The organism is Pseudoxanthomonas dokdonensis, from assembly GCF_001431405.1.
Taxonomy (GTDB): domain Bacteria; phylum Pseudomonadota; class Gammaproteobacteria; order Xanthomonadales; family Xanthomonadaceae; genus Pseudoxanthomonas_A; species Pseudoxanthomonas_A dokdonensis.
In genome coordinates this window covers 131,013-155,801 of record NZ_LDJL01000009.1, presented here as the reverse complement: position 1 = coordinate 155,801, position 24,789 = coordinate 131,013, and the positions used below count along the sequence as shown (strand labels likewise).

The window sequence follows — 24,789 nt, the reverse complement described above, 5'->3', positions numbered from 1 at the left end:
GTCGTTACTCTACTGTGTCTGGTCTTGGGGCGGTGCTGCGGGGGGATTTTTCTGCGCTTCGCGCAGGCGCCGGCGGCGTTCTTCGATGCGCTTGCGGATGGCTTCCATCTGCGCGTCGCTGGCTTCCGGCGTCGGTTCCTGGCTGGTCGCGTCCTGCTTCTGCGGCGGCTGGCTGGCTGCTGGCGGCGCGGCTGTGGGCGCTGCCGGCGCCGTTGGCTGGCCCTGCTGCGCGGCCGGCGCGGTGGCGGCACCGGTCGCTGGCGGCAGCACCGGCAGCGCCGGCGGTGGCGCCACTTCGCCACTGCCATCAAACACGCGCAGCTCCAGCGAGCGGCGGCCGTCCGGACCTTCGAATACGGCATTGCGCGGCGCCAGCTCGACCAGCCGCCATTGCGGTGCCGGCACCGGCGCCTCGCCTTCCTTGACCCGGATGCCTTCGCCACCATCGCTCGGTTGCAGGATCGCCATCCGCAACTGCGGGGTGATCAACACGCTGCTGAGCACATAGTCGAAGCCCTGGTCGGCCTGCGGGCCTTCCCCCGACAGGAAGAATGGCTGCGGCGTGCGCGAAGGATAGAACAACGGCCGCTGGACCATGGCGGTGTATTGCGAAGGCGGGCCCAGTCGCTCGCTGCCGGCCGGCGCCGGCTTGGGCAACGCCGGTGCCAGCGACGGATCCGCTGGCAAGGGCCGGATGAAGCCGCCCAGCCCGAGCAACGCGGCCAGCGCCAGCACCGTCGACCACGCGGCCACGGCGACCAGCAAGCCAATACGCGGCTGCGGATGCTCAGCTCTCACTGGCCCCTCCTTCCGTCACCGGCGGCACTGGCGTGGCCTTTGGCGCTGGTGTCGGCGCTGGCGCCGGCGCGGCCACTGGCATGGCACCGGCCGGATGCAGATAGCCATACAGATCGAAGCTGACGTCGAGGCCACCACCGCCGCTGCCGGCGCCCACGTAGGTCTGCCGCTGGGCGAGGATATTGAGGTTGTTGACGAACAGCCGTGGGCTGCCACTCTCCAGCGCATGCAGCAGGCTCATCAGCTCCGGCGTGCCACAGCTCAGGCGCACCTGCACCACCACGCGCGGGTAGCGATCCTGACTGGGCACCGCCAGCGGCGACTGGTTGCGGATCGCGCAGCTGCGGTTGCCCGGACTGGCCTGGCGGACGGCGGCTTCCAGATGCTGGACCAGACCGGCGGTCGCCAGTTCGACGCTGGCCTCGGGCAGGAAACCCGGCCGCTGTGACTGCGCCGCGCTGGCGGCCTGCAGTTGCCTGCGCACCTGCGGCGCCTGCTGCAGCTGCATGCGCATGCGCAAATCGCGCTCGCGCAGATCCTGCACCTGCTCGTTGACCTGCATCATCGGCACCGTCCACCACGGATGGATCAGCAGCAGGTAGCCCAGCGCCAGCGCCGCCAGCAGCAGGCCCAGCGCCAGCCAGCGTTCGCGCGGTTCAACGTTGGGGTTCATCGGCGCCCCCCTTGGCCGCAGTGGCATCCAGCGTGGTCGGACCGACCAGTTCGGCGGTCATGGTGAAACGGTCACGCTGGCTGTTGGGATCCGGTTGCAGCGCGCCACTCAAGGCCGGCGAGCGCCACAGCTTGGAATCCTGCATACGCGCGATCAGGCCGGAAGCTTCGTTGCTGAGCCCCATGATCAACAGCCGCTCACCTTCGATCGACAGTTTTTCGACGTAAGTGTTGTCCGGCAGCCGCCGGGCCAGTTCATCAAGAATCTCCACCGAGGTCGGCCGTGCCGCTCGGGCGCCATCCAGCGCGGCCATGCCCTGCACCAGATCCACCAGTTGCTGGCGCTGCTGCGCCACCAGCCGTGCCTGCTCGGCCTGGCTGCGAATGCTTGCCTCGAACTGGCTGGCGGCCTGGCGGCGGTTTTCCAGCACCTGCCAGCCGGCGAACAGCAACATCGCAATGGCCAACGCGGCCAGCCCCCAGCCCAGCAACGAGTTGGACGCCTGGCGCTGCCTGCGCGCGCCGGCTGGCAGCAGGTTGACCGCCAGCACCTCGCCCTCGGCAGTGACTGCGCCGATGCCCGCCAGTGAATCGGAAAGCTGGCCCAGTGCCTGCCGCTCCTGCTGCTCGCGTTGCCGCGGCACCACCACCAGTTCGGCTTCGATCTGGCCATCGGCACGGCGCTGCTTGATGTAGGCATCGAAGTAGGCGTCGTCGGCGGTGAACGGGGTTTGCCGGTCCAGTTCGAAACGCATCACGTCATGCAGGCGCTCGGCGGCCGACGCTGGCAGCAGCAGCGAGCGCCGCAGCACCGTGTTGGCGGGCAGCAGCAGCCATAGCGGCAGATGCTTCAAGCGCGGGTCGAGCACCTGTTCCAGTTGGCTGGCCTGGAGCGGCAACGGCAACGTCGCCAGCGGCCGCTCGCCCAGCGTGTCCTGCCATTGCACGTCGAGCTGATCGCCGCGCACCTGCAGCAGCAGCCGATCCCGGGTCAGGCCCAGCAGCTTGCGCCAGCGCAACGGCAGCCAGCTGGCCAGCGCATTGCCCCACCAGGACAGGAAGCCGCCAGCACCGGCGGGAATGCGGGCCCGCAGTTGTTCGACAAGCCCAGCGATGGTCGTCATTGCCGCACTGCTCCCTCTTCCCAGCGCAAAACCGTATAAGTCGAGCCCGGGACCGTCCCTTGGCCCGCGCGCACGACTGCCCGTACATCCGCATGACGACCGTTGGCCAGCGTCGCACGGCTGTCGATACTATACGTGCCGCTGCCGATAGCGACGAGATCCGGCGACTGTGAGCCGGCCGCCAGCTGCCTTTGTTGCAGCACGTTGCGCGCATCCAGGCCCATGGCGGTCAGCACCGGGCCGGCGGCGAAATTGGCGTCCGGGGTGGAACGGCCGGTGTAGATCGTGAGATACGGCAACAATTTCTGGAAAAGTTCCGGGGTCATGCCCAGCACCTGCTGCAGTTCGGGCAGGGTTTCAAACGGCGCATCCTTGGCCCCGTAGGGCAGGCCGGCTGCGGCGTAATCGGGATCTTCAGCACTGCCCTGCGGCTGGCTCAGATCATCGGCGTCGCGCCAGTCGATGATCGCCGCGCTGATGCGCAGCGCCTGCGGTTCCTCCACGCCTACCGCCTTGATCAACTGCGACAGCAACCCGGCATCGGCCTGGTTGATGTCGACCTTGCCGCTCTCGTCAATGATCCGCACCCGCAGTCGCGCATCGGCAAAGCGCCACGGATAGCCGGTGCCGTCGGCGTTCCAGTGGCTCCTGGGATTATTGTCGGCAACCCGGACCAGTCCGTATTCGATGCCGGCGCGAGCCAGTTCCCCGGCCACCGCGTTGCTCTGGATCACGCTGCCCTGCAACTGTTCGATGCGGGCATTGAGCGCGAATGCGGCGATCAGCGCGGTCAACAACGCAATCAGCCACAACACCAGCAGCAACGCCGCCCCGCGGCAACGCAGCGGCATCACAGCGCGCCCTCGACACCGTTGCCGGCACCGCCTTCACTCTGCCGCAGCCACACCACCAGCTCGGGCCAGGCATTGCCCTGCGCATCACTGATCCGGATCGAGACCTGCAGCGGCAGGGTTTCGCCGGGCTGCCACTGTTCCTGCCATGGGCCCAGCGCGCCTTCGCGATCCAGTCCCCGGTAACGAAATTGAACCCGGCCCAGCTGCTCGGCCAGCGTTTCCGGCGGCAGATCAGTTGCCGGGGGCAATGCCTGTCCGCTCTGGACCATCGAGAAAGCCACGCTCATGCGGCTGCGGTCGGCAGCGCCGGCATCCAGCACCTGCAGGTCGTACAGGTGCGGACCGCCGCGCCCCAGGTAAGGGGGCAAATCGGCGACAAAACGCATCCGCGTCGGTTCGCCGAGGAAGCGCGCCTGCTGCAACGTCGACGGGTCAGTGGCGAATACCATCGGCAATGCCGCGGCGATATGGGTGCGCAGGAACCCTTCGACCGCGCGCATCTGTTCGTTCTGCCGCGCCTTGATCTCGCCGCGCTGGGTCATTGCCGTGGCCGAGCGCAGGGTCGCGAATGCCAGCGCCAGGCCGGCCGCCAGCAACACCGTCGCCAGCAGCACTTCGATCAGGGTGAAGCCAGCGGCACGCTTGCGAATGCCGGTCATGGTGGCGCCACTCCCGCGGTCTGCGGCGGCACCTGGCGCAAGCCGTGGAAGACAATTGCCTGCGCCGGCTGCTCACCCCAGCGCGTGGTCAGGGTGAACTGCAGCAGCTGCGGTGGCGCGATGTCGCTGGGGCCGACAGGTTGCGCGGTGACCAGCGGGTCAACGTAGCGCTGCACGTCCAGCGTCCAGTGGTACTGGCCGTCCTCGAACTCACCCTGCACGGTGCCGACCTGCAGTGGTTGCGCCACCCCCAGCTGCGACAGCAACGACTGCGCGTGCAGACTGGCGCGGGTACTGCGGTCGGCGGTCTGGATCTGGCGGGCCGCGCCGGACAGCGAGCCCAATAACAAGGTCAGCGCCAATGCCAGCAGCGCGAACGCGACGATCACTTCAATCAGGGTAAAGCCCTGCTGCCGTGCCAGTCCACGATATCCAGCCGCGATGCGGGTATTCATCGCGCCACCTGCGCCGCATCGTTGCCGACTACCCGCGAGACGCTGACTTCGCCGGTCAACCAGGCCACATCGATGCGCCAGACAGCGCGTTTGTCCTGCAGTTCGATGCGCCCGCCCGTGGACCCGCCATCGCTGAAAAACACGATCGCGCCCTGGCCCTTGGCCGGCTGCGCCTGGCGCGCGCCAGTGAAGCGGATCGCCAGCGCTTGGGGAATTTCGCCGTGGTGATCAGCCGCCGCCTGCCAGCGGTGCGCATCGGGCTGGATCACGAATTGCTGCGACTCACCGCGCGCCATCGCCTGGGTCCGGGTATAGCGCAGTTGCGCCGCCAGCTGTTTGGCCTGCGAACGCAACTGCATGCCGGACAGGCCGCCGGTCAGCACCACCGCCGACAACGTGCCCACCAATGCGATCAGCGCAATCACCAGCAGCATTTCCAGCAGGGTGACGCCTTGCGCGGCGCGGGCGGAATGACTGCGGCGACGCATGCTGCCGCTTATTCGTACTTGATGTCGGCGTTGTAGCTGTCGCCACCGGGCTGGCCATCCTTGCCGCGGCTGATCAGATCAAACGGCTGCGATTCGCCCGGCGCCTGGTATTCGATGGCATGGCCCCACGGATCCTTGAGTTCGGCTGGCTTGGCATATGGGCCCAGCCAACCGGCGGCGTTGCCCGGCTGGGTCACCAGATCATCGAGCTTGGCCGGCAGGCTGCCGGTATCCAGCTGATAGCTTTCGACCTTGCCGGCCAGCGTCTGCACCTGGGCCTGGGCGATCTTGAACTTGCCCTTGTCAGCGCCGCCCAGCACGCGACTGCCGACCAGGGTCAGCACGGCGCCAATCAGCACGATGACGATGATGATTTCCAGCAGGCTCATGCCGCTTTGCGAGGCGGGCGACGGCGAACGGGTGATCGAACGGGAACGGAACGATTGCATGGGGCACTTCCTGGAATACGTTTGCTTTGAAGGGGGAATGGTTGCAGAAGAAGAAAACCGTTTGCGTGGGTATGGAGCAATGGCCGGCAGCACAGCCTAGCCGATGGCGTTGGTCAGGTCATACAGCGGTACCAGCACCGAAATGATCACCAGCCCGACCACCGAGGCCAGGACCAGTGTCACCAGCGGCACCAGCGCCGCCAGCATCCGCTCCATGGCCTGGCTGGTTTCGCGCTCGAAGGTATCGGCGGTCTTCATCAACATGCCGTCGAGCTCGCCGGATTCCTCACCGACCTGGATCATCTGCAGCGCCAGCCGTGGAAAGCGCTTGCCCTTGGCCAGCGACGACGACAGTCCATGGCCATTCTTGACCTGCTCGGCGGCGGCATCGACGTCCTGCCACAGCACGCGGTTGAAAATGACATTGCGGGCAATGCCCATCGCCGCCAGCAGCGGCACGCCATTGCCGAGCAATGTGCCCAGCGTGCGGGCCAGCCGCGAGGTTTCCAGCTTGGCCAGCAGCGGGCCGACGAATTTCTGCCGCAGCAGCCAGCCATCCAGTCGCAGCCGGAAGGCCGGATCGCGGCGCTTGCGCTCGAACCAGACCAGCACGACCACCGGTACCAGCAACAGCAGCCACCACCAGTCGCGCACCAGCAGGCCGACCGCCAGCACCGCGCCGGTGAACCATGGCAATGCCACGTCCAGGCTGTCGTACATCTGGGCGAACTGCGGCACCACGTAGCCAAGCAGGAACAGCAGCGCGAAACCGACCACCACCAGCAGGATCGCCGGATAGATCAGCGCGTTGACGACCCGCCCTTTCAGCGCGCGGCTGCGTTCCAGATAATCGGCCAGCCGCTGCAGCGTCACATGCAGGCTGCCACCGGCTTCACCGGCCCTGACCATGTTGATGTAAAGCTTGGAAAAACGGCCATGCTGGCGTTCCAGCGCGGTCGACAGCGGCGCACCACCGCGCACCGCATCACGCACATCGGCCAGGGTGTCGCGAGCGCGCGCGTCATCGGGCAGATCCAGCAGAATCGACAACGAGCGATCCAGTGGCTGGCCGGCACCCAGCAGGGTGGCCAGTTGCTGGGTGAACTGGATCAGCCGATCACCGGCAAAACTGTCATTCCTGAACAGGCTGCGCCAGTTACCGATCGCCTGCGATTCGGACGCCAGTCGCGCTTCCATCGGCAGGTGGCCCTGTTCCTGCAACCGTGCCACCACTTCGGCGTCGCTGGCAGCCTCCATCTGGCCGTCCATGACTTCGCCGCGCGGATTCAGCGCCTTGTAGCGATAGACGGGCATGTGGGCACGGGCAATGACTTCATAAGCCAGCAAAAGTACCGCATAAACCGGGGTATCGCCATAGAGCGGCGTCCCAATGCAGACGCCCCGGCCTGGGCCGGGGCGTCTGTCTTCACGTACCTGGATGTTTCAACGCATCACTTGTAGCTGGCACGCACACTCACGCCGCGGAAACTGTCGGCACCGACCAGCGACAGATAGTAGGTACCTGGCAGCGGGGCACGGATACGCACGGCTTCGTTGTTGCCCGGACGGGCAGAGCGCTGGTCATGATCGTCCGCGGTCGCCGGCGCATTGCGGTTGACGTACAACGAGACGTTGCCGCTGCCACCGTAGGTGATTAACAACAGGTCCTTGGCGCCTGCCGGCACCTCGATCTTGAAGTTGAGGGTACCGCCCTGCTGGTCGGGTACGGCGACATTGTTCTGCAACGGCGTGCCATCGCCGCCCTCACCGCCACCATCACCGTTCAGCACCGCATTGACCGCCGCGGCCGCATCGACCAGGCCCGGGCCAATCGGCCGGCTGCTGTCGATCGCCACCGGGAACTCACGCAGCGTCGCCTGCAGGGTTGCCAGCACTTCGTCCGGGGTCAACGGGGTTTCGGCGACGCTCTGCATCATCGCGACCACGCCGGCCACATGCGGTGCGGCCTGCGAAGTGCCGGCACCACCGAAGTAGGCTTCCTCGGTCGGTACGGTGGTACCGGCATTGCCGGTCGACCAGACAAAACCATTGGGCACGCCGTCGTCGTTACCCTCGCCACCCGGCGCGGCGATGTCGATGCCGTCACCGTAGTTGGTGTAAAAAGCTGCGCCACCATTCTTGCGCGATGCGGCAACGGTGATCACGCCCGGGCAGTTGGCCGGTGAAAAGTCGCTGACATCGAGTTCATCGTTGCCGGCGGCGATCACCACCGTGGCACCCTGTGAACGGGCATAGGCGAAGGCTTCCTTTTCACTCTCGCTGCAGGCACCGGGGCCGCCGAGGCTGAGGTTGATGACTTCGGCCGGATTCGGGTTGACCGGGATACCGTCGATCTCACCGCCGGCGGCCCAGATCACCGCATCGGCAATATCATCGGTATCACCACCGCAACGGCCGAGTACGCGAATCGGCACCACCTTGGCGTTGTAGGCGACACCGGCCATGCCCTTGGCGTTGTTGGTCACCGCGGCAACCGTGCCGGTCACATGGGTGCCATGCCAGCTGGAGTTACGGGCACGGTTGGGGTAAGGGCATTCGTTGGCGGCGACCCAGTCCCCCTCGTCCAGCGGGTTGTCGTCACGGCCATCGCCATCACGCGAAGTGACCGGCTCGGTAATGAAGTCATAGCCCGGCAGCATATTGGCGTCCAGATCGCTGTGCGGGGTGATGCCGGTATCCAGCACCGCCACCACCACGCCCTCACCGGTGGAGTGATCCCAGGCCGCCGGGGCGTTGATGCCACCGGCTGGATCGTCGTAATGCCACTGGTACTCATCGTAATAGGTGTCGTTGGGTACGGCGGCGATGGTCTTGACCCGGCTGATTTCGGCATACAGCACATTCGGATCCTGCTGCAGCTGGCGCAGCAGCGCGTCGGCTTCGACCTTGTCCAGCTTGCGCGAACTATGGATGACCTGGGCGCCAGTGCCCATGGTCCGCACGCGGTCCAGCTGGATCGCGGTCTTGCCGTTCAAATCCGCGCGCAGGCCACTGTTGGCGGCGGCGGTCCGCAACGAACGCTGCACCGTGGCCAGCGGAGTCGCCTTGCCGTCACGGTACTTGACGATGAACTTGTTGTAGCTGTCGGCCTGCTGGGAATGTTGCAACGGCATGACTTTGAGCGGCTCGGCCGCCATGGCGCCGGTCGCCACGAAGGCGATGCCGGTGGCGATGGCGGTAGCCATGAGGTTGATACGAGCGGATTTGATTAAGTGTGACTTATTCAATTGACGTACTCCATGTCTGACGGGATGAGCGGCGCGGAATATTAATGTGATCCCGCATTGCCGCATTTTGTTGTGTTTATGCCTGCGGCGCGCTTTTTACCGCACAAGAACGCCATCGACGGGCGATTACCTTTAAAAGTAAATGTGAGGCCCGTTTCATTTTCAAAGGTTTTTGCCCGTCGATTTATTCACCCTAGCAAATCCGTTCGCAAAATCCACCCTGTCCATGTAAGGTTCAGAAACAGGGGCGCGATTTTCATTGTTCACATTTTCATGGAAAGAGGACTGTGAATGCGGTGCATCAACAACCATTTTCTTCTTCCACCAGCCAGGGCTACATCGGGCTGGCATCCATTATTCACAAAACCCCTTTTTCGCAGCGCACAAGATAATCAGGAAGCAGTCGTTCTCACCTGCGGAAAAAGACGGCCAACCCCCAGCAGCACCGCCGATACGGCCGGCCAGAACGCAGCAGCGTTCAGTCAGCAGAGTTGTTTGCGCGTCTCTCTTTCTCCATTCACTTTTCTTCCCCCATCCCTCACCTGCATTGGCCCGAACGGTACCGGCGTTCAATGCATTCCTCTGATCAACCCATGTAAGGAAACTCAATGAACAAGATCTACAGCAAGGTTTGGAACCAATCACTGGGCATGCTGGTGGTAGCTTCCGAATTCGCCAAGCAATCGCATGGCCTGGCCAGCGGCAATGGCAACGTCGGCCGTCGCGGTGGCCTGGTGATGAGCGCGCTGGCCACCGCCATCCTTGGCTTTACCCTGGCCATGCCGGCAGCGGCACATGATTTCAGCCTGGCCGCGGCGACAGTGACCAAGGCCACCACCAATGCCAGCGGTACCTTCTGCGTTGACGCCGAAGGCAACCCCATCATTGATGCCGAACAGGGCACCAACAGCGTGACCTGCGGCCGTTCGGCCAGTGCCTCGGGTCGCAACGCCGTCGCCGCCGGCTATCGCGCCGAAGCCAGTGAGAATGGCGCCAGCGCGATCGGCGCTTACGCGCAGGCCAGTGGCGAGCAGGCCACCGCCGTCGGTTACCAGAGCGAAGCCAGCAACGAAGACGCCAGCGCCGTCGGCAGCTACAGCCAGGCCAGCGGCGAACGCGCCGCCGCATTCGGCCATGAAGCCACCGCCGCCGGTGATGACAGCACTGCCATCGGTGCCCGCAGCGAAGCCTCGGGTGAGGAAGCACTGGCCGTCGGCGCCAACAGCGCCGCTGCCGGTGACCAGGCCGCCGCGTTCGGCAACGATGCCATCGCCGATGGCGCCGCCGCCACCGCGATTGGCTACAACAGCAACGCCAGTGCCGATAACGCCGTGGCGCTGGGCAGCGGTTCGGTGGCCAATCGCGCCAACACGGTCAGTGTCGGCAGTGCCGGCAACGAACGCCAGCTGACCAACGTTGCCGCCGGTAGCGAAGGCACCGACGCGGTCAATGTGGATCAACTGAACACCGCCATCAGCGATGGCCAGGACTACGTCGACAACGCCACCCGTTACTTCAAGGCTGAAGGACTGGAAGACGATAGCGACGATGCCGTCGCCAGCGGTCTGGCATCGGTGGCCTCCGGTGCCGGCGCCAATGCCTCCGGTGATGCCGCCACCAGCGTCGGCGGTTACAGCGACGCATCCGGTTTTGCCGGCACCGCGGTTGGCTACGGCGCCAGCGCCAGCAACAACGATGCTACTGCCCTCGGCAGCCAGGCCAATGCCAGTGGCGAAAACAGCGTGGCCGTTGGCGGTGCCCTGTTCGGCGTGGTTGCCACCGAAGCCTCCGGTGACTACTCCACCGCCGTTGGCGGTGGCGCGCTGGCCAGCGCTTACGGCACGGTCGCCGTAGGTAACGGCGCCGCCGCCGAAGCCGAAAGCAGCGTCGCCCTCGGCAACGACTCATTGGCCGATCGCGCCAACAGCGTATCGGTGGGCTCGGAACTCAACCAGCGTCAAATCACCAATGTCGCCGCCGGTAGCGAAGGCACCGACGCGGTCAATGTCGATCAACTGAACACTGCCGTCAGCGACGGCCAGGACTACGTCGACAACGCCACCCGCTACTTCAAGGCCGACGGTCTGGAAGACGGCAGCGATGACGCCATCGCCAGTGGCGAACTGGCGACCGCTGCGGGCTCGGGTTCGCTGGCCGATGGCTACGCGGCCACCGCCACCGGTTCCGGTGCGTTCGCACTGGGTGATACCAGCACCGCCAGCGGGTTCGGCTCGGTCGCCGCCGGCAACCACAGTGTTGCCACCGGTGCCGGCGCGCAGGCCAGCGGCGATGGTTCGATTGCCATTGGCGGCATCCGCGACAACGATGCCTACGGCGAGCCGCTGCCGCCGGTCGCCACCCATGCGCAGGCCACCGACAGCATCGCCATTGGCTCCAGCGCCAACGTCAACTATCTGGGCGGTGTTGCGATGGGCGCTGGCGCCCAGTCCGACGGCAATGCCGCGGTAGCCATCGGCATGGATGCACAGGCACTGCACAATTCGGCGGTCGCGGTCGGCTTTGAAAGCCGCGCCACCGGCTTCATTTCCACCGCGGTTGGCCCGCGTGCGGTCGCCAGCGGTGATTCCGGCACCGCAGTCGGCTATTACAGCGAAGCCCAAGGTGTCGATAGCAGCGCGTTCGGTACCCTGGCCTATGCCGGTGGCGAGGGCGGCGTGGCGATGGGCATATTAGCCAGCGCAGTCGGCGACTACAGCACCGCGATCGGCGGCAACTATTTTGGCGGCGCCCGTTCCGAAGGCTTTGGTGGCACCGCCGTCGGCGCTTCCGCAAGCGGCTTTGGCGACTATGGCACCAGCATCGGTTTCTTCAGCTCGGGCTATGGCGACTACAGCACCGCACTGGGTGCCCAAGCACAGGCCGAGGGTATCGGCTCGGTGTCACTGGGTTATGGCTCGCGCAACTTCCGCGACAACACCGTTTCGGTGGGTTCGGAATCCAATCAGCGCCAGATCACCAATGTCGCCGCCGGTAGCGAAGGCACCGACGCGGTCAACGTTGACCAGCTGAACACCGCCGTCAGCGACGGCCAGGACTACGTCGACAACGCCACCCGTTACTTCAAGGCCAATGGGCTGGAAGACGGTAGCGACGATGCCATCGCCACCGGCGAACTGGCGACCGCCTCCGGCGCCAGCGCGCTGGCCGATGGTTACGGCGCCACCGCCAATGGTTCCGGTGCCTTCGCACTGGGTGAAACCAGCACCGCGACCGGTTTCAATGCCCTTGCCAGCGGCCTCAACAGCGTCGCCACCGGTGCCGGTGCGCAGGCCCAGGCACAGGACGCCAGCGCCTTCGGCAGCAATGCCGTAGCCCGTGAACGCGCCGATACCGCCATGGGTGCCGGCGCGATTGCCGGTGGTTCGGGGTCCAGCGCCATCGGCAGTGACTCCCGTGCGTTCGGCGAACAAGCCACTGCCAGCGGCTTCCGCAGCAGCGCTTCCGGTATTGCCTCCGCCGGCTACGGCGGCTATTCCAACGCCAGTGGCAAAGCCAGTACCGCCCTTGGCTATAACAGCCAGGCCGATGCTGACTACAGCACAGCGGTCGGCAACTCGGCGGTCGCCGGGGCCGAAGCCGCTACCGCGGTCGGTGAATATGCCCAGGCCAGTGGTGAGCAAAGCACCTCCATCGGTGGCACTTCGGTCAATGGCATCGTCAACACCCGGGCAACTGAATTCGGTACCGTCGCGGTCGGCAACGGTGCCTGGGCCACCGGCGAATACGCCACTGCACTGGGTCATTTCACCGATGCTACGGCAGAACTCTCAACCGCACTGGGCAGGAACGCCAAGGCCTACGGGGTCAAGAGCCACGCCCTTGGCAGCAACAGCAAGGCCGACAAGGAAAATGCACTGGCCGTCGGTGCTGACGCCTACGCCTCGGCGGTCGACAGCACCGCCGTAGGTACCGGTGCCTTGGCCGCTGGTGACAACTCGATCGCGCTGGGTGGCGCCTTTGATGGCGTGATTGCCACCGAGGCCGCCGGACAGTATTCGGTCGCGATCGGTGGTGGTGCGTTTGCCGGCGGTGAGAACAGCACCGCGCTCGGCCACCTGGCCAGTGCCTATGCCGACAACTCGGTGGCACTGGGCAGTGATTCGGTCGCCGAACGCGCCAACAGCGTGTCGGTCGGTGATGTCGGCAGCGAACGCCAGATCACCAACGTCGCCGCGGCCACCGAAGGTACCGATGCGGTCAATCTGGATCAGCTGACCGCCGCCGTCGAAGGTATCGATACCGCTGTAGCCAACCCGTATTTCGATGCCAGCGGTCTGGAAGATGGCAGCGACGACGCGGTCGCCAGTGGCGAAGTAGCCACCGCATCAGGTGCCGGCGCACTGGCCAGTGGTGATCAGTCCACTGCCAACGGTGCCCAGGCATTTGCCACCGGCACCGGCAGCACCTCGGTCGGCTATTACTCGATTGCCGAAGGCGAGAACAGCTCGGCCTTCGGTCATCGCGCTTCCGCCTATGGCCAGGACAGCACTGCAGTGGGCTACAACAGCTACGCCGACAGCGCCGGTTCGATGGCCGTCGGTGGTCTGAGCACGGCCAACGCCATTGGCGCTTCGGCAATCGGTTACGGCTCCACCGCCAGCGCCGAAAACAGCGTGGCGCTGGGCACGGGTTCGGTCGCTGATCGCGAAAACACGGTCTCGGTCGGCAGTGCCGACAACCAGCGGCAGATTGCCAACGTCGCCGCCGGTACCGAGGGCACCGACGCAGTCAATGTTGATCAGTTGAACACCGCGATCAGCGATGGCCAGGACGCGATCGACAACGCCACCCGCTACTTCAAGGCCAACGGCCTGGAAGACGGCTCCGATGATGCGGTGGCCAGTGGTGAGCTGGCCGTGGCTGCGGGCGCGGGTGCGGTTGCCAGCGGCGCCTTCAGCACCGCTACCGGTCCGGAAGCCACTGCCTCCGGCGTGCAATCGGTAGCTAATGGCTGGCGCAGCAATGCCGAAGGTGATGGTTCGACCAGCGTCGGCAGCTACACCGAGGCCACCGGCTTCGGCGGCTCGGCTCTGGGCTACGGCGCCACCGCCAACAGCGACCGGACAACTGCCGTCGGCTTTGGCGCGACCGCTATCGCCAGCGATTCGACCTCGGTCGGCAGCTTCTCCGAAGCCAGCGGCAGCAACAGTGTCGCTCTCGGTGGCGCGCTGGTCGGCCGCCTCAACACGATTGCCTCCGGTGACTTCTCGACCGCGGTCGGTGGTGCTGCCAACGCCACCGGTTTCAATTCGGTCGCGCTGGGCAATGCCGCCGTGGCCGAGGCCAATGACAGTGTGGCGCTCGGTGGTGACGCCCTCGCCACCCGTGAACGCACTGTCTCGGTCGGTCGCATTGGCGGCGAACGCCAGGTCATCAACGTCGCCGCAGGTACCGAAGGCACCGATGCGGTCAACCTCGACCAGTTGAATGCGGTCGCCGCCGATGTTGACGACGCCAGCCGCTATTTCGAGGCCACCGGTCTGGAAGACGGCAGCGATGACGCGATTGCCAATGGTGATCGGGCAACCGCTTCCGGTGCCGGCGCGCTGGCCGATGGCAATGACTCCACCGCCACCGGTTCCGGTGCATTCGCGCTGGGCAATGCCAGTGTCGCCACCGGCTTCAATTCGGTCGCCAGCGGTGACCGCAGTGTCGCCACCGGTCCGCAGGCCTCGGCCTCGGGCGATCAGAGTGTGGCGCTGGGCTTCAGGAGCAACAGTGCGCACAACGGTACCCTGGCAGTGGGTGGATTCAGTTCGGCCGCCGGCGTACTGTCCTCTGCATTGGGCTACGGCGCTTCAGCCTCCGGTGCCAGCTCGACCGCACTGGGTGAAGCGGCGCTGGCCACCGGCGATGAAAGTGTCGCTGTCGGCGGTACTCTGACCACGCCAACCCTGGGCTCGTTGCAGACCCGGGCCACCGGTACCAGCAGTTCGGCATTCGGCAATGGTGCAGCAGCGTCGGGCGTGCAAAGCACCGCACTGGGCCACGGTGCCGCGACCTTTGGTCACTCGTCGGTGGCCGTTGGCACCAGCGCAGGCGCCATCGGCGATCTGGGCGTGGCCGTCGGTGGTCTCAGCCGCGCAAGTGGCACCAACTCCATCGCCGTGGGTGGCAACGCCGTGTCGTTTGCCAATGACGCCATCGCCATTGGTGGTGGCACCTTCGTGCAGACCAACGGAAGCATCGCGTTGGGTTCACTCGCCACCGTCCTCGGCTTCAACAGCGTGGCACTGGGCGAAGGTTCGCGGGCGCTCCGCGACAACACGGTGTCGGTGGGTTCGATAGGCAATGAACGCCAGATCACCAACGTCGCCGCCGGCACCGAGGGTACCGACGCAGTCAACGTCGATCAGCTGACCGCAGCGGTAGAAGGCATCGACGCGGGTGGAGCCAACCCCTACTTCGCCGCCGATGGTGCCAATGACGGTAGCGATGACGCGCAGGCGACCGGCGAACTGGCCACCGCCTCCGGCTCCGGTGCACTGGCCGACGGCAGCCAGGCCACCGCCACCGGTGCCAATGCCTTTGCCCTGGGTGAAATGAGCACCGCTACCGGCGCTGGTTCGGTCGCTGCTGGCAATCACAGCGTGGCCAATGGCGCCAATGCCCAGGCCAACGGCAACAAGGCCATCGCGATCGGTCAAAACGCCACCGCCAACGGCAACGAGAGCGTCGTCATCGGCGGTGCCGCCCTGGGTGGCTTGGTAACCTCCACGGCAAGCGGCGTTGCTTCGGTTGCGGTTGGCAGCGGTACAACCAGCTCCGGTAATGCAAGCTCGGCATTGGGTTTCCTCAGCACTGCGAGAAATAACGGCGACACCGCCCTGGGTGGCCTCAGCCGTGCCGTCGGTGGTGACAGCCTGGCGGTCGGTTACCTTGCGAATGCTGCTGGCGCGGGTAGCACTGTAGTCGGCAGTGATGCCAAAGCGTTCCTCGAAGGCGCTACCGCTGTCGGGACCAAGGCCACCGCCAGCGGCCTCAATGCGGTAGCCGTCGGTGGTTCCTACGACGGCGGTCTGTCGACTACCGCCAGCGGTGCATTCGCCACCGCTGTCGGCGGCGCGGCCCAGGCCACCGCGGACAACGCCACTGCCGTCGGCCATCTGGCTGGCGCAATCGGTACCGAAAGCAGTGCGCTGGGTTATCTCAGTGGCGCCTACGGCGAAAGCAGCCTGGCCCTGGGTTCGTTTGCCATCGCCCGGGCCGACAACTCGGTGGCGCTGGGCAACAACTCGGTCGCCTTGCGTGACAACACCGTTTCGGTGGGCGATACCGGCAGCGAACGGCAGATCACCAATGTCGCAGCGGGTACTGAAAACACCGATGCAGTCAATGTCGGTCAGTTGCAGGCCGCGATCGAGGAAGGTGGCGACAACGTCGACAAGGCCACCCGCTACTTCAAGGCCTCCGGTCTGGAAGACGGGACCGATGACGCGGTCGCCAGCGGTGATGCCTCGGTGGCCAGCGGTGCCAATGCCGTTGCCAGCGGTGATGGCAGTGTCGCCATCGGTGGCGCCGCGGCTGGTGCCGCGATTACCGAGGCCTCAGGTGCCAACACGGTCGCCATCGGCAGCGGTGCCTTCGGTGACGGCAGCGATGCCGTGGCCATCGGCAGCCAGGCCAACGCCCAGGCGCAGAACAGCGTCGCCCTGGGTGCGGGCAGCCTGTCGGATCGGGCCAACACGGTCTCGGTCGGCAGCCTGGGTAGCGAACGTCAGATCACCAACGTGGCCGGTGCCACCCAGCTGACTGACGCCGTCAACCTGTCGCAGCTGAGCCGTCTGACCAGTGCACTGGGTGGTGGTGCCAGCTACGCCAACGGTGTCTTCACCGCCCCGCGCTATGTCATCCAGGGCCGCAGCTACAGCAACGTGGGAGCCGCCTTCACCGCGGTCGATGCCAAGCTGACGCAGCTGTTCGAAAATGACAACCGCATCGACAGCGTCGGTGACAACCCGCGGGTGTCTTCCAGCAGCCCGGCGATTGCTGCCGAGGAGACCAGCGCCAGCCGCAGCACCGCCGCGGCACCGGGCCAGCTGGCTTCGGAGCATCAGCCTGAAGTAGCGGCTGCGGCGCCAGTGGCCGGCAATGCCGCCACCCTGAGTGCAGCGCAAAGGACCTACACCGACAACGCTTCCGCACAGGCCGTGGCCAGTGCCAACGCGTATACCGACGGTCGGGTCAATGCCCTGCAGGATGACTTCACCCAGTTCCAGGGTGATGTTGACCGCCGCTTCCACGACCAGGACCGCCGGATTGACGGCCTGGGCGCGATGACCTCGGCCATGACCACCATGGCCGCCAGTGCAGCCGGCATCCGCACTGACAATCGCGTCGCCGTCGGTGTCGGCTTCCAGGGCAGCGAGCAGGCTCTGTCGGTGGGCTACCAGCGTGCCTTCTCCGACCGTGCAACGTTGACGGTCGGCGGTGCGTTCACCAACGATGACCAGTCCGCCGGTATCGGCCTGGGCTTTGGCTGGTAAGCAAAGCTGCTGCACCCATAGTCAGTAACAACGCAGTACCGCAACAAGGCAAACCCGGCTTCGGCCGGGTTTGTTTTTGCCTGCCCCTCCGGTAGAGCGGAGCTTGCTCCGCTGGAGCATCCAGGCATTCGACAAACAATCGGACGTTGCAGCAAACGCAGCGGAGCAAGCTCCGCTCTACAGGTCTGCTTGCAACCAACGCCAACGCTGCGTCGGCGGACACGCTCCTCGTAGAGCGGAGCTTGCTCCGCTAAAACATCCAGTCATTCGACAAACAATCGGACGTTGTGCCAAACGCAGCGGAGCGAGCTCCGCTCTACAGCTCTGCTTGCAGCCAACGCCAACGCTGCGTCGACTGACACGCTCCTCGTAGAGCGGAGCTTGCTCCGCTGAAGCATCCAACATTCGACAAACAATAGGACGTTGCAGCAAACGCAGCGGAGCAAGCTCCGCTCTACAGGTCTGCTTGCAACCAACGCCAACGCTGCGTCGACTGACACACGCTCTTGTAGAGCGGAGCTTGCTCCGCTGAAGCATCCAGGCATTCGGCAAAAATCGGACGTTGCGCCAAACGCAGCGGAGCGAGCTCCGCTCTACGGCTCTACTTGCAATCAACGCCAACGGTGACAGCTGATACGCCCCTTGTACAGCGGGGCTTGCTCCGCTGAAGCATCCAACATTCGACGAACAAATCGGACGTTGCGCCAAACACAGCGGAGCAAGCTCCGCTCTACCAAAATCAGAATCAGGCGTCTTCGGTTACCCGCAGCACTTCTTCGATCGTGGTCTGGCCATTCAGGGCCTTGAGGATGCCGTCCTCGTACATGGTGCGCATGCCGGCCTCGCGGGCCAGTTCTTCCAGCTCGCCCATGCCGGCGTGGCGCATCACGGCGCGGCGCAGGCTGTCATTCATGACCAGGAACTCGACGATGGTGGTGCGGCCCAGATAACCGGTCGGGGCAATCGCCGACGGCTGCGGCCGGTACAGATGGATGGTGCCTTCTGGCTGCAACCGGCGCAGGCCGAACTTCTCGATCTCTTCCGGTGACGCCTCGTAACGTTGCGCATGGGTCGGTTCCAGGCGGCGAACCAGGCGCTGGGCGAGGATGCCATTGACGGTCGAGGTCAACAGGTAATCCTCGACGCCCATGTCGAGCATGCGGGTGATGCCACCGGCTGCGTTGTTGGTATGCAGGGTCGACAGCACCAGGTGGCCGGTGAGCGCGGACTGGATGGCGATGCGCGCGGTTTCCAGATCACGCATTTCGCCGATCATGATGATGTCCGGATCCTGACGCACGATGCTGCGCAGCGCATTGGCGAAATCCAGCCCGATCTGCGGCTTGACCTGGATCTGGTTGATGCCTTCGATCTGGTATTCGACCGGATCTTCAACGGTGATGATCTTGACGTCGCTGGTGTTGAGCTGGCTCAACGCCGTATACAGCGTGGTGGTCTTGCCGGAACCGGTCGGACCGGTCACCAGCAGGATGCCATGCGGTTGATCCAGCACCTGGAAGAATTGCGGCAGGAACGCATCGGTGAATCCCAGCCGCTCGAAATCGAAGACCACGGTTTCGCGGTCCAGCAGGCGCATCACCACCGATTCGCCGTGCGCGGTCGGTACGGTCGAGACACGCAGATCGAGTTCCTTGCCCTGGACCCGCAACATGATCCGGCCATCCTGCGGCAAGCGGCGCTCGGCGATGTTGAGCTTGGCCATGATCTTGATGCGGCTGATCACCGCCGCGGTCAGGTTGACCGGTGGGCTTTCGCCCTCTTCCAGCACGCCATCGACGCGATAGCGTACTTTCAGGCGATTCTCGAACGGTTCGATATGCACATCGGATGCACGCAGTTCGACCGCACGCTGGATGACCAGATTGACCAGCCTGATCACCGGTGCCTCGGAGGCCAGATCGCGCAGGTGTTCGACATCATCCAGATCGCCACTGCTCTCGCCGTCGGCATTCTCGATGATGGTGCCCATCGCGCTGCGGCCCTGGCCGTAATAGCGTTCGATCAGGCCGTCGACTTCCGAACGCAGGCCAACACTCAGCCGGACAGGTTTTGCCAATGCCAGTTGCGCCGCCTGCAGGGCATAGCCATCCTGTGGATCGGCGGCCAGCAATTCCACCCCGTCCTCGCTTTCACCGATCGGGCAGACATGGAACTGCTTGAGAAAACGCACCGGCAAGCTGACCGATTCAGGCGCCGCATCCGGAAAATCGCGCATCGCCAGCAACGGCAGCTGCATCACCTCGGAAGCCACTTCGGCATGATCGCGCTCGGACACCAGGCCCAGCCGCGACAACAGGCTGAGCACGTCGCCGCCGGTTTCTTCCTGCAGTCGGCGGGTGCGCGCCAGATCGATTTCCTTGAGCCGGCCCTTGGCGATCAACGCCGCGACGATGCGTTCTTCGACGCTGAGCTGCGCGTCCTCACCCGCTGACATGTCCCTCGCCACGTTGCCGTTCATTGCCGTCTCCAGACTCATCGACGGACTTTACTCCGGTTGGCCCGGCAACGTCACCAATCACGGGCGACAACCACCAGCTGCCGGGCCCTAGCATCACGCGCACGCCTTCACTGCGAAGGCGATGGCCGGCCGGTGGCCGACCATGCGCTTGCCTGTCAGCCGACCCACACGCGTGCGTTGCGGAACATCCGCATCCACGGTGAATCGTCCGGCCAGCCTGCAGGTGCCCAGCTCATGTTGAGCGTGCGTGCGGTCCGTTCCGGGTGTGGCATCAGGATGGTGGCGCGTCCGTCCTCGCTGGTCAGACCAGTGATGCCGTCGGGCGAGCCGTTTGGATTCAGCGGATAGTCGCTGGCAACCTGGCCATCGCCATCGATGTAGCGCAGGGCGATGCGCGCGGCTGCCTGATCCACCGGCGTGGCGAAGTCAGCGCGGCCTTCGCCGTGCGAGACCACCACCGGAATCCGCGAACCTGCCATCCCGCGCAGCAGCACCGATGGCGATTCGACCACTTCCAGCAGCGCATAGCGCGCTTCGAACTGCTCGCTGCGGTTGCGCAGGAATCGCGGCCAGTGCTCGGCACCGGGAATGATGTCCTTGAGCTGGCTCATCATCTGGCAGCCATTGCAGACGCCGAGCGAGAACGTGTCACCACGCTCGAAGAAGCTGGCGAAGGCATCGCGCAGCGCACTGCGTTCAAGAATCGAGGTGGCCCAGCCGCGTCCCGCACCCAGCACATCGCCGTAGCTGAAGCCACCGCAGGCGGCGAGGCCGTGGAAATCAGCCAGATCGACCTTGCCGGCGATCAGATCGCTCATGTGCACGTCGAAGCTGTCGAAACCGGCCCGCGCGAACGCCGACGCCATCTCGATCTGACCGTTGACGCCCTGCTCGCGCAGCACCGCGACCTTCGGCCGACGACCCAGCGCGATGAACGGCGCGGCGATATCCTCGCCTGCATCGAAGGTCAGTTGCGGCTTGATGCCAGGCGCATTGAAATCGCGCACCTGCGCCAGCTCTTGGTCGGCGGACTGCGGGTTGTCACGCAGCTTCTGCATCGCATGGCTGACCGACCACCAGGCCTGCATCAGTTCTTCCCAGCGCCATTCGGCCAGCGCCACGCCATCCTGGTGCACCCGCACCACGCTGCTGCCGTTGGGCCTGGCGATACGCTGCGCGCACTCGGTCAGCGCGTGGCGGTCGATCAGGTCGGCAAATGCGGCGCGGTCTTCGGCGGCGACCTGCACCACGGCACCCAGTTCCTCGGTGAACAGCGTACGGAACGGGTCCGCACCCCAGCCGTCGAGATTGATTTCCAGCCCACAGTGCGAGGTGAAGGCCATTTCGCACAAGGTCGCAAATGCGCCGCCATCGCTGCGGTCGTGATAGGCCAGCAGCAACTCGGACTGGCGGGCTTCGCGAATCAGGTCGAAGAAATCGCGCAGCAATTGCGGGTCGTCGAGATCCGGCACGCTGTCGTCTTCATCCTCACCGGCAAACGCCGGCAATGCCTCGTTGCCACCGGCCTGCGGGTGGCACTGGGCCAGGATCGAACCGCCCATGCGCTTCTTGCCGGCACCCAGCCCGATCAGCCACAGCTCGCTGTCGACGCTGGTATCAAGCAGCGGCGTCAGCTGCTGGCGTACATCGGTGACCGGCGCGAACGCGGTAATCACCAGCGACACCGGCGATACCGACTTCTGCTGCTGGCCATCGGCCTGCCACTGCGCCTGCATCGACAACGAGTCCTTGCCGACCGGAATGCTGACGTCGATGGCCGGGCACAGTTCCATGCCGACCGCCTTGACCGCATCGAACAGCAGCGAGTCCTCGCCATCATGGTTGGCCGCGGCCATCCAGTTGGCCGACAGTTTGACCCGCTCCAGTGATTCCACCGGCGCCGCGCAGAGGTTGGTGATGGCCTCGCCCACCGCCATGCGCGCGGCGGCAGCCGAATCCAGCAACGCCAGCGGAGTTCGCTCGCCGATGGCCAATGCCTCGCCGACGTGGCCGTCGAAACCGGACACGGTGATCGCGCAGTCGGCAACCGGCATCTGCCACGGACCGACCAGCTGATCCCGCGCGGTCAAGCCACCGACACTGCGATCACCGATGGTGATCAGGAATTGCTTGGACGCCACCGACGGGTGCGCCAGCACCCGCAGGCCGGCATCGCGCAGATCCAGTTGCGAGGTCTGCACCGACGGCCAGGAGGGCGCGGCCGGACGCTGGGTGTCGCGATGCATTTTCGGCGCCTTGCCGAACAGCACGTCCATCGGCAGGTTGATTGGCGCATCGTCGGGAATATGGTCCGGAGTCGCGCCGTAGGCCACGATGAGGCGTTGTTCCTCGGTCGCCACGCCGACCGCGGCGAACGGGCAGCGCTCACGCGCGCACAGCTGCGTGAATTCGGCCAGGCGCGCCTGCGGCACACCCAGAACGTAGCGTTCCTGCGATTCGTTGCACCACAGCTGCATTGGTGACAACGAGGGATCGTCGCTGGGCACCTTGTCCAGATCGATCACGCCACCGACGCCGGAGTCGTGCAGCAATTCCGGAATCGCATTGGACAAGCCACCTGCGCCGACATCGTGGAACCACAGAATCGGATTGTCGTCACCCAGCGCCACGCAGCGGTCGATGACCTCCTGGCAGCGGCGTTCCATTTCCGGGTTGTCGCGCTGCACGCTGGCAAAATCCAGGTCTTCGGCACTGTCGCCCGAGGCCACCGAACTGGCGGCGCCGCCACCCAGGCCGATCAGCATCGCCGGGCCACCGAGCACGATCACCGCGTCACCGGCCTGCAGTGTCTTTTTCTCGACCTGGCGGCGATCAATCGCGCCGAGTCCGCCGGCCAGCATGATCGGCTTGTCATAGGCACGCACCAGTTGCCCGCCCTGCGGCAACTCGAAGCTGCGGAAATAACCGGCCAGGTTGGGGCGGCCGAATTCGTTGTTGAAGGCGGCCGAGCCCAACGGGCCTTCCAGCATGATGTCCAGCGCCGGCGCCATCCGCGGATTGAGCGGGCGCTGGGTTTCCCAGGGTTGTGGCAGGGTCGGGATGCGCAGATGCGACACGCTGAAACCGGCCAGCCCGGCCTTGGGCTTGCCACCGCGGCCGGTAGCACCCTCGTCGCGGATTTCGCCACCGGCACCGGTGCTGGCACCGGGGAACGGCGCGATCGCGGTCGGGTGGTTGTGGGTCTCGACCTTGATGCAGAACGCCGAGTCCTGCAGCGGCTCGCTGTGATACTGGCCGCTGGCATCGGGCCGGAAGCGCGCGGCCGGATAGCCTTCGACCACCGCCGCATTGTCGCTGTAGGCACTCAGGGTGTGCTGCGGGGTCTGCGCGTGGGTGTGCTTGATCATGCGGAACAGCGACTGCGGGCCGCCGTTGTTCAACATGTCCTTGCCGTTGATGGTCCACGAGGCATTGAAGATCTTGTGCCGGCAGTGCTCCGAGTTGGCCTGCGCGAACATCATCAGTTCAACGTCGGACGGGTCCCGGCCCAGTTCGCCATAACGCGACCGCAGATATTCGATTTCGTCATCGGCCAGGGCCAGGCCCAGGCGGGTGTTGGCCTGCTCCAGGTCGGCCAGGGCAATACGATCCAACTCACCGCGTTCTGGCGTGTTGAACAAGGCGGCAGCCTGATCGCGCTGCTCGAGCAGCGATTGGGTCATCGGGTCGTGCAACGCCTTGCCCAGGGCCGTCGCCTGCACCGCATCCTGCGGCCAGCCGAGCAGGTCCACCCGGGTACCGCGTTCGACCCGCTTGATCGGCAGGCCGGCTCCGCGCAACAGCTCGGTGGCCTTGCTCGCCCACGGCGACAGCGTGCCCAGGCGCGGCACCACGTAGCGCGTCAGGCTGCCGGCTTCGGCGACGATGTCGCCATCGACGGCCTGCAGGATGCGCCGCAGCGTGCCGGCATCGACCTGCGCGCCGGCTTCGGGCTCGACGAAATAGACGTGCCAGGCACCGCTGATGCGGACGGCCGGAGCCGTGGCCTGGAGCTTGGATTGGAGCCGCGCAAGGCGGAATTGCGACAAGGCCGGCTGGCCTTCGAGGACGATCATGTCCGAAACCGTGGAAGCGTGCCGTCAGGACGGGGCCGGCTATTGTAACGAAGCCGGCGCATGGCCGGCTTCTTCCCGAGCAAAAACCTGCCGCGACAGGTCAGCCGGCGGTTACTTCATGCCGGCCGGGGTGCCGGCGTCGGCCTTGGCCAGGTCATCCAGGCGCGCGCGCATGGCCGTCGGCGACAGGTAGCCGCCAATCTGGGTACCGTCCGGGGCATAGATGGCCGGGGTGCCACTGACCCCGATGCGCTGGCCCAGGGCGTATTCCTTGCTGACCGGATTGGTGCAGTCCCTGGTCGGGACCGGCTTGCCGTTCTTGGAGTCGGTCAGGGCCTGCTTGCGGTCATCGGCGCACCACACCGAGATCATTTCCTTGTGGTCCTTGCTGCCCAGGCCCATCCGCGGGAACGCCAGGTACTCGACCGCGATGCCCTGCTTGTTGAGCTCGCCGATTTCACTGTGCAGCTTGCGGCAATAGCCACATTCGACGTCGGTGAAGACGCTGACCGTGTATTTGGGGTTCGGCGGGGCGAACACGATGCGCTCGCTGGTCGGCACCGACTTCAGCAGGTTGACGCGGAAACTGGACAGCGCGCGGCTTTCGCCGGTCAGGTCCTTCTTTTCCTTGAGGTCGACGATGCCGCCCTGGACCAGATAACGACCGTCGTCACTGATGTACAGCAACTGGCCACCGGCAATGACTTCCTGGAAGCCCGGCAACGGCGCCTTGCCGACGTAATCTACCGACAGATTGGGTTCCAGCCCCTTCAGCGCGTTGCGCACGTTGCTCTCGGCGCTGCCGGCGGTGGCGGGCTTGGCCTCGGTGGTGGACTTGGCGGCAGTGGCATCGCTGCCGGGGGCCTGCGGGGCCTGCGCACAGGCGGAAACACTCAGCGCACAGGACAGTGCGGCCAGGATGAAACGACTCATGACAAATCCTCAGATCACGGGGATGAGCGCCAGCGAAGCCGGACGCC

The 24,789-nt window shown here is 65.4% G+C and carries 14 protein-coding genes; 1 reads left to right on the top strand and 13 read right to left on the bottom strand.

The window, feature by feature from the left end:
- Nucleotides 1-9: 9 nt before the first annotated feature.
- From ABB29_RS09345 to ABB29_RS09300, 10 genes are all read right to left on the bottom strand, one after another.
- Nucleotides 10-798: a hypothetical protein gene (locus ABB29_RS09345; protein WP_157062584.1), complete on the bottom strand. Its 789-nt coding sequence runs from the start codon at nucleotides 796-798 to the stop codon at nucleotides 10-12.
- The gene (gene gspM, locus ABB29_RS09340; RefSeq protein WP_057658388.1) at nucleotides 788-1,471 is read right to left on the bottom strand and encodes a type II secretion system protein GspM; all 684 of its coding nucleotides are present in this window, start codon (nucleotides 1,469-1,471) and stop codon (nucleotides 788-790) included. Before gspM ends, ABB29_RS09345 begins: the two co-directional genes overlap by 11 nt.
- Nucleotides 1,455-2,594 (bottom strand): PilN domain-containing protein, encoded by a 1,140-nt coding sequence (locus ABB29_RS09335; protein WP_057658386.1) that lies wholly within the window; start codon nucleotides 2,592-2,594, stop codon nucleotides 1,455-1,457. Before ABB29_RS09335 ends, gspM begins: the two co-directional genes overlap by 17 nt.
- Nucleotides 2,591-3,445: a type II secretion system minor pseudopilin gene (locus ABB29_RS09330; RefSeq protein ID WP_057658384.1), complete on the bottom strand. Its 855-nt coding sequence runs from the start codon at nucleotides 3,443-3,445 to the stop codon at nucleotides 2,591-2,593. The genes ABB29_RS09335 and ABB29_RS09330 overlap by 4 nt, the downstream gene beginning before the upstream one ends.
- Nucleotides 3,445-4,107, bottom strand: a complete 663-nt coding sequence (locus ABB29_RS09325) for a prepilin-type N-terminal cleavage/methylation domain-containing protein (protein WP_057658382.1) — start codon at nucleotides 4,105-4,107, stop codon at nucleotides 3,445-3,447. The genes ABB29_RS09330 and ABB29_RS09325 overlap by 1 nt, the downstream gene beginning before the upstream one ends.
- The gene (gene xpsI / locus ABB29_RS09320) at nucleotides 4,104-4,529 is read right to left on the bottom strand and encodes a type II secretion system protein XpsI (protein ID WP_157062590.1); all 426 of its coding nucleotides are present in this window, start codon (nucleotides 4,527-4,529) and stop codon (nucleotides 4,104-4,106) included. The genes ABB29_RS09325 and xpsI overlap by 4 nt, the downstream gene beginning before the upstream one ends.
- A gap of 29 nt (nucleotides 4,530-4,558) precedes the next feature.
- Nucleotides 4,559-5,050 (bottom strand): type II secretion system protein XpsH, encoded by a 492-nt coding sequence (gene xpsH / locus ABB29_RS09315; protein ID WP_057658377.1) that lies wholly within the window; start codon nucleotides 5,048-5,050, stop codon nucleotides 4,559-4,561.
- 8 nt (nucleotides 5,051-5,058) lie between these two features.
- The gene (gene gspG, locus ABB29_RS09310; protein WP_245622588.1) at nucleotides 5,059-5,499 is read right to left on the bottom strand and encodes a type II secretion system major pseudopilin GspG; all 441 of its coding nucleotides are present in this window, start codon (nucleotides 5,497-5,499) and stop codon (nucleotides 5,059-5,061) included.
- A gap of 96 nt (nucleotides 5,500-5,595) precedes the next feature.
- Nucleotides 5,596-6,813, bottom strand: a complete 1,218-nt coding sequence (gene xpsF, locus ABB29_RS09305; RefSeq protein WP_057658466.1) for a type II secretion system protein XpsF — start codon at nucleotides 6,811-6,813, stop codon at nucleotides 5,596-5,598.
- Nucleotides 6,814-6,950: 137 nt separating this feature from the next.
- Nucleotides 6,951-8,705: a S8 family peptidase gene (locus ABB29_RS09300; protein ID WP_057658375.1), complete on the bottom strand. Its 1,755-nt coding sequence runs from the start codon at nucleotides 8,703-8,705 to the stop codon at nucleotides 6,951-6,953.
- A 650-nt stretch (nucleotides 8,706-9,355) separates the two neighbouring features.
- Between ABB29_RS09300 and ABB29_RS16750 the strand changes: the two genes are divergently transcribed.
- A complete protein-coding gene (locus tag ABB29_RS16750; protein WP_057658373.1) occupies nucleotides 9,356-17,254 on the top strand; it encodes an ESPR-type extended signal peptide-containing protein in 7,899 nt (2,632 codons plus the stop codon).
- Between the two features lie 745 nt (nucleotides 17,255-17,999).
- Here the strand turns inward: ABB29_RS16750 and gspE are convergent.
- The 3 genes from gspE to ABB29_RS09280 form a co-directional block, all read right to left on the bottom strand.
- Nucleotides 18,000-19,709 (bottom strand): type II secretion system ATPase GspE, encoded by a 1,710-nt coding sequence (gspE, locus tag ABB29_RS09290; RefSeq protein WP_157062589.1) that lies wholly within the window; start codon nucleotides 19,707-19,709, stop codon nucleotides 18,000-18,002.
- Between the two features lie 179 nt (nucleotides 19,710-19,888).
- Nucleotides 19,889-23,809, bottom strand: coding sequence for a phosphoribosylformylglycinamidine synthase (purL, locus tag ABB29_RS09285; protein WP_057658370.1), 3,921 nt, complete (start codon nucleotides 23,807-23,809; stop codon nucleotides 19,889-19,891).
- Between the two features lie 111 nt (nucleotides 23,810-23,920).
- On the bottom strand, nucleotides 23,921-24,742 hold the full coding sequence (locus ABB29_RS09280) for a DsbC family protein (protein ID WP_057658365.1): 822 nt from the start codon (nucleotides 24,740-24,742) through the stop codon (nucleotides 23,921-23,923).
- Nucleotides 24,743-24,789 lie beyond the last annotated feature (47 nt).